19 protein-coding genes are annotated in these 15,215 nt (G+C 69.1%); 11 read left to right on the top strand and 8 right to left on the bottom strand.

Annotation, left to right across the window (positions count from 1 at the left end; genetic code table 11):
- Window positions 1-10 precede the first annotated feature (10 nt).
- Complete coding sequence (locus tag ACIQK7_RS06660; protein WP_403022450.1) at window positions 11-640, top strand: YitT family protein; 630 nt, start codon at window positions 11-13, stop codon at window positions 638-640.
- Window positions 641-643: 3 nt separating this feature from the next.
- Here the strand turns inward: ACIQK7_RS06660 and ACIQK7_RS06655 are convergent, their stop codons facing one another.
- The gene (locus ACIQK7_RS06655) at window positions 644-1,999 is read right to left on the bottom strand and encodes a PLP-dependent aminotransferase family protein (RefSeq protein ID WP_403022448.1); all 1,356 of its coding nucleotides are present in this window, start codon (window positions 1,997-1,999) and stop codon (window positions 644-646) included.
- 121 nt (window positions 2,000-2,120) lie between these two features.
- On the opposite strand from ACIQK7_RS06655, the gene ACIQK7_RS06650 reads away from it, so the two are divergent.
- From ACIQK7_RS06650 to ACIQK7_RS06640, 3 genes are all read left to right on the top strand, one after another.
- Window positions 2,121-2,855 (top strand): YitT family protein, encoded by a 735-nt coding sequence (locus tag ACIQK7_RS06650; protein WP_403022446.1) that lies wholly within the window; start codon window positions 2,121-2,123, stop codon window positions 2,853-2,855.
- Window positions 2,852-2,992 (top strand): hypothetical protein, encoded by a 141-nt coding sequence (locus tag ACIQK7_RS06645; RefSeq protein WP_403022444.1) that lies wholly within the window; start codon window positions 2,852-2,854, stop codon window positions 2,990-2,992. The genes ACIQK7_RS06650 and ACIQK7_RS06645 overlap by 4 nt, the downstream gene beginning before the upstream one ends.
- 253 nt (window positions 2,993-3,245) lie before the next feature.
- On the top strand, window positions 3,246-4,256 hold the full coding sequence (locus tag ACIQK7_RS06640) for a hypothetical protein (RefSeq protein WP_403022443.1): 1,011 nt from the start codon (window positions 3,246-3,248) through the stop codon (window positions 4,254-4,256).
- 135 nt (window positions 4,257-4,391) lie between these two features.
- Here the strand turns inward: ACIQK7_RS06640 and ACIQK7_RS06635 are convergent, their stop codons facing one another.
- Window positions 4,392-5,132, bottom strand: coding sequence for a MerR family transcriptional regulator (locus tag ACIQK7_RS06635; RefSeq protein ID WP_403022441.1), 741 nt, complete (start codon window positions 5,130-5,132; stop codon window positions 4,392-4,394).
- 118 nt (window positions 5,133-5,250) lie between these two features.
- On the opposite strand from ACIQK7_RS06635, the gene ACIQK7_RS06630 reads away from it, so the two are divergent.
- Window positions 5,251-6,078, top strand: a complete 828-nt coding sequence (locus ACIQK7_RS06630; protein ID WP_403022439.1) for a DUF4097 family beta strand repeat-containing protein — start codon at window positions 5,251-5,253, stop codon at window positions 6,076-6,078.
- Window positions 6,075-6,767 (top strand): PadR family transcriptional regulator, encoded by a 693-nt coding sequence (locus ACIQK7_RS06625; protein WP_403022437.1) that lies wholly within the window; start codon window positions 6,075-6,077, stop codon window positions 6,765-6,767. Before ACIQK7_RS06630 ends, ACIQK7_RS06625 begins: the two co-directional genes overlap by 4 nt.
- Before the next feature lie 11 nt (window positions 6,768-6,778).
- Here the strand turns inward: ACIQK7_RS06625 and ACIQK7_RS06620 are convergent, their stop codons facing one another.
- Window positions 6,779-7,411 (bottom strand): hypothetical protein, encoded by a 633-nt coding sequence (locus tag ACIQK7_RS06620; protein WP_403022435.1) that lies wholly within the window; start codon window positions 7,409-7,411, stop codon window positions 6,779-6,781.
- Window positions 7,412-7,511: 100 nt separating this feature from the next.
- Between ACIQK7_RS06620 and ACIQK7_RS06615 the strand changes: the two genes are divergently transcribed.
- From ACIQK7_RS06615 to ACIQK7_RS06605, 3 genes are read left to right on the top strand one after another with little or no spacing between them, the layout of a single operon-like run.
- Complete coding sequence (locus tag ACIQK7_RS06615) at window positions 7,512-8,066, top strand: hypothetical protein (RefSeq protein WP_403022433.1); 555 nt, start codon at window positions 7,512-7,514, stop codon at window positions 8,064-8,066.
- Window positions 8,067-8,087: 21 nt separating this feature from the next.
- Complete coding sequence (locus ACIQK7_RS06610) at window positions 8,088-8,504, top strand: fluoride efflux transporter FluC (protein WP_403022431.1); 417 nt, start codon at window positions 8,088-8,090, stop codon at window positions 8,502-8,504.
- The gene (locus tag ACIQK7_RS06605; RefSeq protein WP_403022429.1) at window positions 8,501-8,848 is read left to right on the top strand and encodes a fluoride efflux transporter FluC; all 348 of its coding nucleotides are present in this window, start codon (window positions 8,501-8,503) and stop codon (window positions 8,846-8,848) included. Before ACIQK7_RS06610 ends, ACIQK7_RS06605 begins: the two co-directional genes overlap by 4 nt.
- A 92-nt stretch (window positions 8,849-8,940) precedes the next feature.
- Here the strand turns inward: ACIQK7_RS06605 and ACIQK7_RS06600 are convergent, their stop codons facing one another.
- A complete protein-coding gene (locus tag ACIQK7_RS06600) occupies window positions 8,941-10,131 on the bottom strand; it encodes a glycosyltransferase (RefSeq protein ID WP_403022427.1) in 1,191 nt (396 codons plus the stop codon).
- Between the two features lie 100 nt (window positions 10,132-10,231).
- A complete protein-coding gene (locus ACIQK7_RS06595) occupies window positions 10,232-11,326 on the bottom strand; it encodes an NAD(P)-binding domain-containing protein (protein ID WP_403022425.1) in 1,095 nt (364 codons plus the stop codon).
- Window positions 11,327-11,488: 162 nt separating this feature from the next.
- Between ACIQK7_RS06595 and ACIQK7_RS06590 the strand changes: the two genes are divergently transcribed.
- Window positions 11,489-11,686, top strand: coding sequence for a DUF3073 domain-containing protein (locus tag ACIQK7_RS06590; protein WP_147720107.1), 198 nt, complete (start codon window positions 11,489-11,491; stop codon window positions 11,684-11,686).
- A 69-nt stretch (window positions 11,687-11,755) separates the two neighbouring features.
- On the opposite strand, the gene purM is transcribed toward ACIQK7_RS06590, so the two are convergent.
- Window positions 11,756-12,850, bottom strand: a complete 1,095-nt coding sequence (purM, locus tag ACIQK7_RS06585) for a phosphoribosylformylglycinamidine cyclo-ligase (protein WP_403022423.1) — start codon at window positions 12,848-12,850, stop codon at window positions 11,756-11,758.
- A gap of 87 nt (window positions 12,851-12,937) precedes the next feature.
- Between purM and purF the strand changes: the two genes are divergently transcribed.
- A complete protein-coding gene (gene purF / locus ACIQK7_RS06580) occupies window positions 12,938-14,395 on the top strand; it encodes an amidophosphoribosyltransferase (protein ID WP_403022421.1) in 1,458 nt (485 codons plus the stop codon).
- Here purF and ACIQK7_RS06575 read toward each other — a convergent pair.
- Window positions 14,388-14,708, bottom strand: coding sequence for a hypothetical protein (locus ACIQK7_RS06575; protein ID WP_403022419.1), 321 nt, complete (start codon window positions 14,706-14,708; stop codon window positions 14,388-14,390). The genes purF and ACIQK7_RS06575 overlap by 8 nt on opposite strands.
- Window positions 14,709-14,759: 51 nt before the next feature.
- On the bottom strand, window positions 14,760-15,161 hold the full coding sequence (locus ACIQK7_RS06570) for a sterol carrier family protein (RefSeq protein WP_403022417.1): 402 nt from the start codon (window positions 15,159-15,161) through the stop codon (window positions 14,760-14,762).
- Window positions 15,162-15,215: the final 54 nt, after the last annotated feature.

The raw sequence follows: 15,215 nt of genomic DNA, 5'->3' as shown, positions 1-15,215 counted from the left end.
CAGAACCAGCATGCTCCGCCGCGTGCTCCAACTCGCAATCGGACTGCTGCTCTTCGGGCTCAGCCTCTCCCTCATGCTCCTCGCCGCCGTGGGTGTGCCGCCGTGGGATGTCTTCACCCAGGGCCTTGTGAACGTCTTCGGTCTCCCCTTCGGGATGTTCACCGTCATCATCAGCGTCGCCCTCCTCCTCCTGTGGATCCCGCTTCGCCAGAAGCCGGGCATTGGCACGGTAGCCAACGCGCTGCTCGTCGGGCCGTTCATCGAGCTGGGCCTGTGGATGTTTCCCGCACCGGACGAGCTGTGGATGCGCATCCTGTACTTCGCCGTCGGGCTCGTGCTCAACGGCGTCGCGACGGGTCTCTACATCGGAGCGCGCTTCGGGCCTGGCCCGCGCGACGGGCTCATGACGGGACTGCACCGGGTCACGGGGTGGCCCATCTGGGTCGTCCGCACCGGCATCGAGGCGGTCGTGCTGGCGATCGGGTGGATGCTCGGTGGCAACGTCGGCCTCGGAACCCTCGCCTTCGCCCTGCTCATCGGGCCGCTCGTGCACTTCTTCATGCCGAAGCTACTCGTGCCTGGCGGGCCGGTGGCGACGTCGACCGCCGAGGACGACCCGACCGGGCCGCGCGGCCGCTGAGCGCTACACGACGACCGAAAGCTCCTCCGCCGGCGCGGGCGCACCGTGCGCGAGCGAGCGCCAGGCGCGGTCGAGCGCGTCGACCGCGGCATCCATCTCCTCCGGCGTGTACCCGAAGGGGATGCGCAGGTGCCGTTCGAAGGCACCGTCGATGCCGAAGCGCGGGCCGGCCGTGATGAGCAGCCCTTCGGCGCGGGCCGCGAGCGTCAGCTGCGAACTCACGGGTGCACCGAGGTTGACCCACGTGGTGAGGCCGCCCGCGACATCCGGAACCGACCACTGCGGAAACCGCGCCCGCAATAACCCCACAAGGTGGTCACGCCCCGTGCGGAGCTGGCGCCGCCGGGTCTCGAGGATGCGCTCGTAGTCGGCGAGCAGGTGCAGCACGACGAGCTGCTCGATTATGGGGGTGCCCAGGTCACCCGCATGCCGGTTGCGGAACAGTCGCTGGATGAGGGGCGCCTCCGCGCGGATCCAGCCGATGCGGATGCCGCCCCACACCGTCTTGCCGACCGAACCGACCGTCACGGCATCACCGAAGCTCGCGAACGGGGCGACCGGCTCGATGTCGTCGATCACGAGCTCCGCCATGGTCTCGTCGATGAGCAGTTGCGTGCCGTGCTGCGCGGCAAGGCGGGCGACCCGCTCCCGCTGCTCGGGCGGCATCGTGCGGCCCGTCGGGTTGTGGAAGTCGGGCATGAGGTAGCCCATGGCGGGGCTGCTGCGGCGGATCGCCTGCTCGAGGGCGGGCTCATCCCATCCGTCCTCCACAGTCACGCTCACCGGCAGCACTCGCGCCCCCGCACCCCGCATCGCCTCGAAGGCGTGCGGGTAGGTGGGAACCTCAATCACCGTGCTGTCACCCCGCCCGATCAGGGTGCGGGCCAGCAGTGCGATCGCATGCTGCGCCCCGATCGTCACCATGATCTGGTCTGCGGATGTCGCGAGCCCGCGCCTGCGGTACTGCTCGGCGATCGCCTCCCGCAGCGGCGGGATGCCGATGAGGTCGTAGCCGTGCTGGCCGAGATAGTGGGGCAGGTCGTCGATCGCGCGGGAGGCGGCATCCGCAATCCCCGAGATCGCCGGCATGGCCGCCTTGGTGAAGTCGAAGAGCGCCGTCTCGGCCTGGTCGACCATGAGCGGGCCGCGGCCGGGCAGGCGGGCGATGCTGCCCGAGCCCCGCACGCTTTCGAGGTAGCCCGCCTCGCGTACGTCGGAGTACGCCGCCGTCACGGTCGTGCGGCTGACGCCGAGGTGCTGTGCGAGGTCACGCTCGGCGGGGAGGCGGGTGCCCGAGACGATGCGGCCGTCGAGCATGAGCAGGCGGATGCGGTCGGCGAGCGAGGCATACGCGGGCATGCTCGAAGAGCGCCAATCGCCGAGAAGTGAAGCCAAAGCACGCGCAGCCAGGGATGCCATAGGGCCACAATACGCATATTGGCCTCTTGAGTTAAGGCCACTCAGCGAATTGGATACCGGTATGACTCGCCGCATCGTCCAGCTGCTTCTCGGCCTCTTCTTCTACGGCATCGCCATCGCGATGATGCTGCGTGCGGGGCTCGGGGCGACGCCGTGGGACGTGCTCTCGCAGGGCACCTCCGGCCAGACGGGCATCCAGTTCGGTCTCGTGACGGTGCTCATCTCGGGCGTCGTGCTCCTGCTCTGGATCCCGATCCGCCAGAAGCCCGGCATCGGCACTGTGCTCAACGCCCTCCTCGTCGGCCCCTCCGCCGACGTCGGCTTGCTCGTGATCGCGACACCCGAGCAGCTGTGGGCGCAGGTGCTCCTCTTTGCGGGCGGCCTGTGCCTTCTGGCCCTCGCGACCGGCCTCTACATTGGGGCATGCTTCGGCCCCGGCCCGCGTGACGGGCTCATGACCGGCATCCACGCCCGCACCGGGTGGCCCATCTGGGCGGTGCGCACAGGCCTCGAAGGCAGCGTGCTGCTCATCGGCTGGCTGCTCGGCGGCGTCGTCGGCTTCGGCACGCTCGCCTTCGCGCTCCTCATCGGGCCCATGGTCGGCGTGACGATCCCGCTCCTCACCGTGCCCGAACGGCGAGCGGATGCCACCGCTTCAGCCGCCGCGCCAGAAGCACCCGTCGACACCGCCGGCATCCCGACCGCGACTGTGCTTGCGGAACGCGTCGCCGACGGGGCGGCGCCGGTCATCGACCCGACCCCCACCAGCCCGACACCGCTAGGAGCTCCGTCATGATCGCATCCGCCCTCGCCCTGTCACTGGCCCTCGCGGCGATCGTCACCTGGACCGCGATTGCGACCCTGGAGACGGTCGCGCGCGACGGCTACGGCCGCCTGCCGAGCCTCGCGGTCGTGTACTATCCGCTGCCGTAGGCCGGGTTTCGGCACGACTCTGGCGCCTCGTATCTCGTGCCTCGCGTCTCGCCGTTCCTCGTCGCGAGTGGCCAAAGTTTCGCCCACCGAGCGCGCGGAAGCCGAAAGTTTGGCCACTCGCCAAGTCGGGGTCCCACACGCAGGCGGCAACTGGCCATGTCCGCACCCCTCCACAGGGCGAGCGTCCAGAACGCGTCCACGGAAGCGTCGGTCAGACACGGCGCGGGCGCGAAGATCCGCCCAGACTCTCTGGATGCCTCGACTCGTCCCACTGCCCTCGCAGCTCGTCGGCCAGGCGTTCACACCGGGCGACCAACGCGCCGCGGGTCTGAGCTACGCAAGATTGCATGGTCCCGATGTGCAGCGCCCGTACTACGGGGTTCGCGCGGTCGCACTCGACGCGTCCACGACTTCCAGGCGGTGCCAGGCTCTGTTACCGAGGCTGCGCGTCGGCGACTTCTTTAGCCACTCGACCGCCGCCGCCCTTCACGGGATCCCGCTGCCGCTGGTGCTGCAACGCGCACGTCTTCTACACGTATCGACGCGTGTACCGGGCAATCGCATCCGCACTACCGGCGTCGTCGGCCATCGTCCGAAGAGAAGCATCACGATCTTGCGCCACGGTGGCGTGCCCGTCTCTGATCCGGTATCGACATGGTTCGATCTCGCCACCGAGTTGACGGTCGACGAACTCATCGCCGCCGGCGACTTCCTGGTTTCCGGTCGCGTCATCAAAATCTCTGGACGCCGCAACAAGTGGATACGGGAAGCACCTCTGGCGACCATCGAGCAGTTGCGCGCGGCGGTCGATGGCAATCCAGGTATCCGGGGTAGCCGTCTTCTGCGGGAGGCACTCTGCTACATCCGCGTCGGGGTTGATTCTCCGCGCGAGACGAAGCTGCGGATGCTACTCGTGCGGGCCGGTCTGCCAGAACCGGTTGTCAACGAGGTGGTGACGGATGCCGCGGGACGCAAGGTCGGAACTCCAGACCTCAAGTACGACCAAGCCAGGACGGTGCTCGAGTACGAGGGCGACGAACACCGTACCGACCCGGTGCGGTTTCGAAGCGATATCGCGCGTCGCGAGCGCTTCGAAGACGCAGGATGGCGGGTCAAACGTGTGACGGCGGAGGACCTGGACGAGCGCCCATTCGAATTCATAGTCGATGTGCACAGGCTCCTGCGTGCGCGGGGGATGCAACTCCTGCCCCTTGGAACGGAAGCGCGCGCTGCGGCATTGGCGTGCCGAAACGCACGCCTTTGACTCGCGACCTGTGCGAGTGGCCAAAGTTTGGGTCACCCGGGAAGGGGAGACTGAAACTTTGGCCACTCAAGATGGGGAGGCGGAAGATTTGTCCACTCAGTCCCTCCGAACATCGCACGTGGACCGGGGCGTGCGTCACATGCGCTCGGCGTACACGGCCATCGCGTCTCGCACGTAGGCCGCGCCATCCGGGCCGCCGTAGTTGGCGGCGAAACGGGGGTCGTCGACGTACATCTGCCCGAGCCCGCGGATCGCCTCCGCCGTGACGGGGCGCCCCTGCCAGCCGATCGCGATCCACTCAACCTGCCTCGCGGTGATCTCCTGCGCGACGTCGCCGTCGGCGGGCTCGCCCGCCGAGAGGGCGGCGGCGTAGTCGGCCTGGATCTGCTTCTGCTGCTGCATGAATGCCGCCCTGTCGGCATCCGTCTGGCGCTTCCACCAGCGGTCGCCGGATGCGTATGCCTCGGCGCCCCAGCGCTGTGTCACCTCGTCCTTGTATTGCGTGTGATCGAATCCGTCGAACATCTCGTCGGCCATGAGTGGCGCTCCTTCGTTGAGTTTCGTGATGGTCTTCTCGACTGCGGCGATCTGCCGGTCGAGGCGCTGCTGCTCTTCGCGCAGCAGTTGCAGGTGGGTCGCGAGGGCGGTGGGGGCGGATGTCTCACGCTCGAGCACCTCGGCGATCGCGGGCAGCCCGAGCCCGAGTTCGCGCAGCAGCAGGATGCGCTGCAGCCGGGTCAGCGCGGCTGCGTCGTAGTAGCGGTACCCGTTAGTGCCGACGCGGCTCGGCTCGAGCAGCCCGATGTCGGCGTAGTGCCGCAGGGTGCGGCTGGTGGTGCCCGCGAGCGAGGCCACCTGCTGTATCGACCAATCCATGTCGACGACGGTAGAGCTTGACGCAACGTCAATGTCAAGAGTTTCGTGTTGCGCTCGCACTAAACGCGATATAGCGTGACTTCTGCAGACGCGATATAACTCGACTTGAGGAGACACCATGGCCCGCGAAAAATGGATGCTGGAAGGTCCGAAGACCATCGACTTCGACAGCATCCACACCCTGAAGGTCGGCCTCATCGGCGGCCAGGTCGACATCGTGGCCCACGACGAACCCGGCGCGCGGGTCGAGGTGCACTCCGTCTCCGGCAAGCCGCTCAAGGTCTCCCTTGACGACGGCGTGCTCGAGATCGACCACCCTCAGCTCGCCTGGGACAACTTCCTGCAGGTGTTCTCCTTCTTCAAGAACGAGGCGACCGCCGAGGTGAGCATCATGGTCCCCCGCTCGATCGCCCTCAAGTTCGGCGTCGTCACGGCGAGCGCCCTCATCAGCGGCCTCGACTTCAGCCGCAAGACGGGCAAGGACGCCGTCGCCCGCATCAGCACGGTGTCGGGCGAAGTCGTGATCGACCGCGTGATCGGCGAGCTCGACCTCAACTCGGTGTCGGGCGAGATCGCCGTGCGCGAGCACACGGGCGACATCTCGGCCAACACGGTCAGCGGCGAGCTCATGGCGAGCGGCACCATCTCCCGCGTCTCGCACGACAGCGTCTCGGGCGACGTCTTCCTCGACCTGCAGGGCACCCCCGATCGCGTCAAGGTCAACACCGTGTCGGGCGACGTGTCGATGCGGCTCGCGCCGGGCGTCGCGGCGTCGTACAAGATCTCCACGGCATCCGGTCGCGTGCAGCTCAACGACTCCAGCGTCTCGATCGTGCACGGCACCTACAACGGAAGCTTTGGTGAGCTCTCGGGCAAGTGGCTCGAGTTCAGCGTCAACTCGGTGACGGGCGACGTCACGGTGCATCACGCGGTGGCAGCACAGTGACCCCGGTTTTCGGCCACGGCCACCTGCGCCTCTACCTGCTGAGTCTGCTCTCGGAGCGGCCCATGCACGGCTACGAGCTCATGCAGGCGCTCAGCGACCGCTTCGGCGGCACCTACATCCCGAGCGCGGGCACGATCTACCCGCGCCTGTCGAAGCTCGGCGAGGAGGGGCTCGTCAGCCGCGAGGCCGACGGCCGCAAGACGGTCTACTCGATCACGGATGCTGGCATCGCCGAACTCGCCGCCCGCCAAGCGGAACTCGACGAGATCGAGCGCGGCGTTACAACGACCGTGCGCAGCCTCGCCGACGAGGTGCGGGCCAGCGTCGCGGATGCCATGCGCACGCTGCGCGCCGACCTCGCGGCGGTCGCGGGCGAGACCTCCGTGCCTCATCGCACGGCGCGCGAAGAGACGGTGACGGATGCCCCGCCTCCCGCCGCGCAGGACGCGACCGCTGACGCGCCCGCACCGCAGGATGAAGCCCAACCCGATCACGAGTCGGACGCCGATCCAGATGCCCGCGCCTCCAGTCGGCGCGAACTCGCGCAGGTCGAGCAGGTGCTCGCAGACTTCAGGAATGAGCTGCGGGTCGAGCTGCGGTCTCGCGCGGGCCGCGACATCCTGCCCTCGGGAACTGCCGCCCGCCTTGAAGCCGAGTTGAGTGAGGTCCGCGCGCGGATCCTTGGGTGAGGTGACGGGCGCTACTCGGCGAAGCCGACTGGGATGAACACGTCCTGCACTCGGTCATTCAGCGCCGTGTGGTCGTTGCGGGTCGTGACGGCGCAGTTGTCGATGCGGCAGTCGATGCCCTCCCCGACGGGCGAGGGCACCTCGAGGTAGGCGGTGAAGGTGCCAGTCTCGCGGTCGTCGTAGCCGCGAGCGCCGAAGAGCCGCCAGGCCCAGTCGTCGTTGATCCAGTTGCTGGGGGCGAACTGCACGCTGCCCTCGACCTGCTCCTCCCCCTCGGTGGAGGGCACGCCGCCGAGGCAGGGGCCCGGCTTCTCGCCGGCATCCGGAATCCTGCAGATGGCGACGTAGATGCCGCGGCCCGCGTCGAAGCCCGAACCGCTGACGACGAGCCGGTCGCCCTCGCGCAGCGCGGAGGTGTCGAGGTCGCCGCCAGCCTCGGCCGGGTGGAGGTCGATCGTGCGGGTGCGGCCGTCATCGCCGACTGCCGTGGCATCCAGCGGCCACTCCTCCTCGCTTTCGACGAGGCGTGAGCTGCCCTGGTCCTGGTGGGTGAGCATCGGAACGAGCAGCACCGCGACGAAGGCGAGCGCGAGCACGACGACGCCGAGCACCGCCCACAGCCAGACCTTGCGCTTCTTCCCCACGCCCGAATCCTATGGCTCGCTGAGAGTGTGCGCCCGCTGGGAGCGAAGACGGATGCCGCGTGGCACGGTGTCGGCAGCACCCCCGATGAAAGGATCCACCATGCGCCACCTCTCCCTCGCCGGTGCGGCGGCCGTCGCGCTGCTGCTCGCCGGATGCACCTCCACGGTCGGCCCGGAGGAGGCTCCCCAGAATGACGACTCGACGCCGCAGGCCTCAGCGCCGGCCGAGACCGACTGCTACGGACTCACGACGGAGCATCTCGCGGACGTGTTCGGGACAGAGCTGCGCGCCCCCGACCAGGAGAACGACAACTCCGACGACGACGGCGTCGAGCGCAGCGTGCGCGGCTGCGACTGGGAGGCCCAGCAGGGTGACCTTGAGATCGACTTCGACTACTCGGAGGCGGGCGACTTCGCGAGCGGCTCGGTCGAGTGCGTCGAGCCAAACGGCCGCGATGACGTCGTCAGCCCCGTCGACGGCATCGGCAACAGCGCCTGGTGGGTCACCGACGACGACAACGATGCGAGCGGGGAGCTCCGCGTGTGCGCGGACGACGCACTCCTCGAACTCGAGGTCGACTCGGATGACTCGGGCATGACCCGGGACGACCTGCGCGACATGGCGGTGGAGGCGCTGCGCGCCGTCGTTGCCTGAGCGGAGCGGTAGTCTCGGCCCGTGACATCACGGGCAGGCACCTCGCGTTCCTTGGGGGTCGGATGGCCTGAGCTCGTCGCCGTCGCCGTGGGCGGGATGCTCGGGACCGCACTGCGGCTCGGCATCGATAGCGCGATGCCACATGGCGATGCCGAGTTCGCGGCATCCACCCTCCTCGTGAACGTGCTCGGGTCGTTCGCGCTCGGACTCCTCGTCGGGCGCGCCTGGCTCGATGCCCCCGGCTGGCTTCGCGCGGGGCTCGGCCCCGGGCTGCTCGGCGCCTTCACGACCTTCTCGGCCGTCGCCGTGTCGCTCGTCGCCATGAGCACGGAAGGCGAGTGGATGCTCGCGGCCTCCTATCTCGTAGCGACCCTTGTCCTCGGGCTCGGCGCCGCGACCCTGGGCCTGCGCGTGGGCCGCCGCGGGAGCACACGGTGACCCCCGGCATCGTCGCGGCCGTCGTGCTGGCGGGCGGACTCGGGGCGGTCATCCGTTACGGCATGACGCTGCTGTTCGCGCGACCCTGGGCGGTGTTGCTCGTGAACGTCGTCGGCTCGGCGGTGGCGGGCGCGGTGCTGGGCCTCGCGGGAGATCTGGATCCGGGCATCCGTCTCGCCCTGGTCACGGGCTTCGCGGGCGGGCTCACGACCTACAGCACCTTCGCGGTCGAGACCGTCGAGCTGGCACTCGAGGGCAGGCCGTGGGCCTCCCTCGGCACCGTCGCCCTGAGCCTCGTGCTCGGCGTCGGTGCCGCGGCGGCAGCATACGCGCTGACGCGCTGACGCGGGCCTGCAGAAACGGGCCATCTCGGCCGCCGAATGGCCGGTGTGCGAAGGCTCCGGGTGCAAACGTGACGCCCGGGATACTCCAGGAATCAGCGCGCGAGCGTCGCCTCAATCACATCGAGGGCGCGCGCGACCCCGTTCTCGTGGCGCATCGACTCCGCGGCCGAACGCGCGGCGTCTCGCTGGCTGAGCGCAACGTTGATCGCTCGCTCGAGCCGCTCCGGAGTGACCCGCCGGGCTGGGACCGCCGCAGGGGCGAGCCCCCGATTCTGCAGTTGACGCCCCCAGAACGGCTGGTCGCCCGTGAAGGGCACGACGACGGATGGCACGCCCGCACGCACGACCGCGTGGGCCGTTCCCGCGCCCCCGTGGTGGATGGCGACGGCTGCGGCCGGCAACACCTGGGCGTGCGGCACGGACGTGACATCAAGCACGTCGCCACCTCGCTCGCCCGGGGGGAGCTCGAGTCCGCCCCACCCCGCCGCCATCAGCACCCGCAGCCCGTTCGCCCTGGCCGCGTCGATCACGGCGCGGGCGCGCGCAACCGCATCCCCCGAGGCCATTGACCCGAAGCCCGCGTAGAGGTATGCACCGTCCTGCATGAAGTCAGCCACTTCGTCAGCGAGCGCCGTCTCACGCGGCGGGGCGACCCACGCACCCGTGATGGTCGTGGTGGGCGGCCAGTCGCGGGGTCGCTCGAGCAGCACGGGGCTCACGGGCACGAGGGACGCCACCGGCGCGGATGCTGCGGGGCCGCCGAGCGGGCGCAGCGCCTCCGCGACCTCACGGCGGAACATGCCCGCGGCCGCACCCGCCACGCGGTACGTCATGCGGTTGAGCGGCCCGAGGTCGCGCGACACCGTGCCCGGCATGGGGAACTCCCGGCTCGGGGTGAGGCTCGGCACCGTCTCGACCACGATCGGCACGGCACCGACGGAGGCCGCCGCGGCAGCCGCCGTGAGCAGCTTCGGGTGGTACACGACAACGTCAGGGCGCACGTCGCGGATTGCCCGCACGGCGGCCCCGAGCATCCGCCCCATCGCCGGACGGATCGCGGAGCGGAACGCCCGCGCAGCCGCGATGGCTGAGACGCCCTGCTCGGCCATGAGCTGCGAGAAGTCCACGTCGAGCGGCACGCGCGCCACCGGCGGGAGGTCGACGCCGGAGTTCTCGGGCACTCCCAAGAAGACCTCGTGACCAGCGGATGCCGCGTGGCGGGCCAGTGCCGCGAATGGCTCGACATCGCCGCGGCTCCCCGCCGTGAGGAGCATGAGCTTCATGCGGGAACGCTACCGCTCCGGGATGAGATCCGAGTAGTGCAGGTTCCTGAGCGCGTCGAAGCTGCACGAGTCGGATCTCAGCGGGCGGGCGCGGGAGGGGTCAGGAGTCGGCGAGCTGGCGCATGACCTGGCGCGCGATCGTGCGGCCCGCGCGGTTGGCCCCGATCGTCGAGGCCTGCGGGCCGTAGCCCGCGAAGAAGATGCGCGGGTCCTTCCAGGAGGAGCCGTTGCCAACCGTGACGCCGCCCTCCTTCTCCCGAAGCTTGAGCGGCGCGAGGTGGCGGAGCTCGGGGCGGAAGCCCGTCGCCCAGAGGATCACATCGGCCTCGACGAACTCGCCGTCGTCCCAGCGCACGCCATTGGGCTCGATGCTCGAGAACATGGGCTTCGGCACCAGCAACCCGCGATCGATCGCCGACTGGATGCGACGGGTGCGGGGCACTCCGGTGCCGCTGACGATGCTCGGCAGGGCGCGACCCTCGCGCGCCGCGGCATCCTGCACCGCGACCGCGTGGCGCCGGTCCTCCAGGTTGAGCTCGCCCTCCTCGCGGAACTCGAGCCCGCGCCGGCTGACCCAGGTGAGGTCGGATGCCACGTGCTCGAGCTCCAGCATGAAGCCGATCGCCGACGTGCCACCGCCGACAACGACGACCCGCTTGCCCGCGAAGTCCTCCGCCGCACGGTAGGTGGTCGTGTCAACCTGTTCGCCCGCGAAGGAGTCGCGGCCGGGGTACCAGGGCCGGAACGGTGAACCCCACGTGCCGGTTGCGTTGACGAGCACCTGCGTCTCGATCTCGTGCAGCCCCGAGGCATCCGTGTATTCGACGACGAGGTCGATGCCGCGGTTGAACACCCTGCGCACGGTCGCGGGACGCACGACCTGCAGGTCGTAGTGCTGCTCGTAGGCCGCGTAGTACTCGGCGACGACCTCGCGGGCCGGGCGCTGCCGGTCGGCGGTCTCGAAGCTGAGGCCGAGCTCGTCGAGACCCGGAAGGTCGTTGATGCGGTGGGCGGTGCCAATCTTGAGGGCCTCCCACCGGTCCTGCCAGGCGCCGCCCGTGCCGGGACCGCGGTCGAGCACGACGAATCCGGGACCCACCTCAAGGCCCAGGCGCTGCAGGTAGTACGACACCGAGAGACCCGCCTGGCCAGCACCGACAACGACAACGGAGGTTCGGGCCGGCGCATTCGTCACGCGGTAAGGCTAGCGGCTCGCCCTGAACTCTCGCTGCCGACGGCCGCAGGCGCGTGTACCCCGGCATGCTAAACTCAGCAGTTAGTTTTTGTAGTTCCTTGTTGGTCAATCCCGAGCAAAAGTCACACGGCGTCGGGCTGGAATCGTAAGGGGGTCAAACCCATGGGGCGCGGCCGTCAAAAAGCAAAGCACACCAAGGTCGCTCGCGAGCTGAAGTACTTCAGCCCGGAGACGAACTATGACGCACTCGCTCGGGAGCTGACGAGCGCCGAGAAGCAGGCGATCGACGAGGAGCGTCTCGAAGAAGATCTCCAGAAGTGGCCCGAATTCGCGGGCGACGACACGGAGCGTCGCTCCTAACGAGTCTCAGCGTGCAGGCCGGGGCCGGACAATGTCCGTGCCCCGGCCTTCCGCATGCCGCGAGATCAATCAGGCGCCGAAGGCTCCCACGAGGCGCACGGCGCCGCCATCGACACCCTTCGCACCCTGCTCGAAGCCCTCGAAGTCGCGCGCCGCGGTCGAGACCTCGCCGGCGACCCACGATGGGATGCCGGCGGCGTTCATGAAGTCGATGACGGATGCCACGGCATCCGCCTTCACGACGGCGAACATGCCCACACCCAGGTTCCAGGTGCCCTCGGTCTCGCCGAGGCTGAGCCCGCCGATCTCGGCGAGCGTGCGGAACACGGGCTGGGGCGACCAGCTGGCGCGGTCGACCTCGACCCACGCACCCTGCGGCAGCACGCGCGCGAGGTTCGCGGCGATGCCGCCACCCGTCACGTGGCTGAGCGCGTGCACCGCGCCGGGGTGGGCGGCCAGCAGTTCGACGAGCGGGCCCGTGTAGAGGCGGGTCGGCTCGAGCAGCACCTCGCCGACCATGCCGCCGAGGGCATCCGAGTGGTCGGTGAAGCTCATGTCAGCGCTCGCGAGGATGTGGCGCACGAGCGAGTAGCCGTTGCTGTGGAAGCCGGAGGACTCCATGCCGATCACGATGTCGCCGTGCTCGACGCGCTGCGGGCCGAGCAGGTCATCCGCTTCGACCGCGCCGACGGCAGCGCCGGCGACGTCATAGTCGTCAACACCGAGGAGCCCCGGATGCTCGGCCGTCTCGCCGCCCACGAGCGCCGTGCCCGTCGCGGCGCAGGCCTTCGCGATGCCCTCGACGATCGCCGCGATGCGGTGGGGGAACACCTTGCCGCACGCGATGTAGTCGGTCATGAACATTGGCTTCGCGCCGACGACGATGATGTCGTCGACGACCATGCCCACCAGGTCTTGCCCGATGGTGTCGTGCTTGTCGATGGCCTGCGCGATGGCGACCTTGGTGCCGACACCATCGGTGCTCGTCGCAAGGAGGGGCTTCTTGTAGGACGTGAGGAACGACACGTCGAAGAGCCCGGCGAAGCCGCCCACGCCCCCGATGACCTGGGGCCCGTGCGTGGCGGCGACCGCCGACTTCATGAGTTCGACCGCGAGGTCTCCGGCAGCGGTGTCGACGCCAGCGGCGGCGTAGCTGTCTGACATGGGACCCCTTTCAGGGCGTGACGAGGCGGTCGTGCGACATGGGAGAATGGACCCACCATCAACTCTACGGTCTGGAGTCTGCACCGAATGTGCGGCATTGTCGGCATCGTCTCGAATGAACCCGCGAACCAACTCGTCTATGACGCCCTCCTCCTGCTGCAGCATCGCGGGCAGGACTCGACGGGGATCGTCACGGCAGACGGCGCCATGTTCCACATGCACAAGGCGAAGGGCCAGGTGCGGGAAGCGTTCCGCACCCGCGACATGCGGGCCCTCCTCGGCACGATGGGGCTCGGCCACGTGCGCTACGCCACCAAGGGCGAGGCCGCGAATGAGCTGGAGTCGCAGCCGTTCTACGTCAACGCGCCCTACGGCATCATGCTCGTGCACAACGGCAACCTGACCAACACCCGCGAGCTGACCGACGAGCTCTTCCGCGTCGACCGGCGCCACCTCAACACGACCTCAGACACCGAACTGCTCGTCAATGTGCTGGCGCACGAACTGCAGGAGCAGGTCAGCGGCGCAGACCTCGACCCCGACCAGCTCTTCAACGCCGTCAGCCGCGTGCACGAGCGGGTCGAGGGCTCCTACGCCGCGATCGCGCTCGTCGCCGGCCACGGACTGCTCGCATTCCGCGACCCCTTCGGCATCCGCCCGCTCGTGCTCGGACGCCGCGCGGCGGGGCTCGTCGGCACCGAGTGGGTCGTGGCATCCGAATCGCTCGTGCTTGAGAGCGGCGGGTACGAGATCGTGCGCGAAGTGGCTCCGGGCGAGGCGATCTTCATCGGCCTCGACGGCTCGATGACCTCGCGGCAGTGTGCCCCCAACCCGCGCCTCGTGCCCTGCGCCTTCGAGTACGTCTACCTCGCGCGGCCCGACTCGATCATGAACGGCATCTCGGTCTATGAGGCTCGCCTTCGCATGGGCGACCGCCTCGCCGACACGATCGCGAAGCACACCCCCATGGGCGACATCGACGTCGTCATGCCGATCCCCGACTCCTCGCGCCCCGCCGCCATGCAGGTCGCCCAGAAGCTCGGCGTCGAATACCGCGAGGGCTTCTACAAGAACCGCTACGTGGGCCGCACCTTCATCATGCCGGGACAGGCCCAGCGCAAGAAGAGCGTCAAGCAGAAGCTCAACGCAATGGGCACGGAGTTCCGGGGCAAAAACATCCTGATCGTCGACGACTCGATCGTGCGCGGCACGACCTCGAAGGAGATCGTGGAGATGGCGCGCCAGGCGGGCGCCAACAAGGTGACCTTCACCTCTGCCGCGCCGCCCGTGCGCTACCCACACGTCTACGGCATCAACATGCCGTCACGCCATGAGCTCGTTGCCCACGGCCGTAAGATCCCCGAGATCGGCATGGAGCTCGGCACCGACAACCTCATCTATCAGGAGGTCGAAGACCTCCAGGCGGCAATCCTCGAGGGTTCGGATGTCACGGCCCTCGAGATGAGCTGCTTCACGGGTGACTACGTGACCGGCACCGTCAGCGAGGAGTACCTGCGCTGGGTGGAGCAGACCCAGCTCAGCTAGCTCCGGGGGTGTCGCCCTCATCGCGCACCGACTCGTGGTCCACCGTGATCGTGCGGGCGCGGCGGCGCGAGCGAGCATCGAGGATGAGGGCGACGAGCGCGCCGAGCACGATCCCCGCCGGGATGAAGTACACGCACAGGTAGCCGAAGGTCGCCCCGAAGCCGACGAGCGGGTCGACCGGGAACGCCGCCGTCGCCACAAGTGCCACGAGCAGACCGAGCAGCGCGCCGAGCAGCAGGAACACCGGCACCTTTGGGGCGCGGCGGATGCTGACCTGCTGCGCGTCGGCCGGGGGCTGGTTCATGTCGCTCATGCGTCCATTCTCCCGCACGCGACCCGGGAGGAACACAGGGGCGCCGGTGACTCAGACCTCGGGCGTGGGCGGCGGGGTGTCGGCGAGCGCCTCGCGGTCCCACTTGATGGGCAGGAGGTCCGAGAGGTCGGCGCGGGCGCCCGACGCGGAGACCCGGCCGGCCGCAACCGCGTCAGCCCACGTGAGGCTGCCGGTCGCGAGGTTGACCCAGGTTGCGGCATCCGTCTCGACCACATTGGGCGGCGTGCCCCGCGTGTGGTTCGGGCCCTCGACGCACTGCACGGCGCCGTGCGGCGGGATGCGCACCTCGAGCGTGTTGCCCGGTGCCGCATCGGCAAGCAGCTGCAGCAGGTACCGCACCGCCATCGCCTGCACCTGCCGGTCATCGGCACCGCCGAGCATCTGGCGCACGGCCGCCTCGCCGACCTGGGGAACGATCCTCGACTTGCCCATGCCCTCCACGCTACCCGGGCGCTGGCCTGATTGTGGGGTCGCGAATGACGACCG

It is taken from the genome of Salinibacterium sp. GXW1014, from assembly GCF_044769865.1.
GTDB lineage: Bacteria > Actinomycetota > Actinomycetes > Actinomycetales > Microbacteriaceae > Homoserinimonas.
The sequence above is the reverse complement of the archived record's forward strand: the minus strand, read 5'-3'. Positions and strand labels throughout refer to the sequence as shown.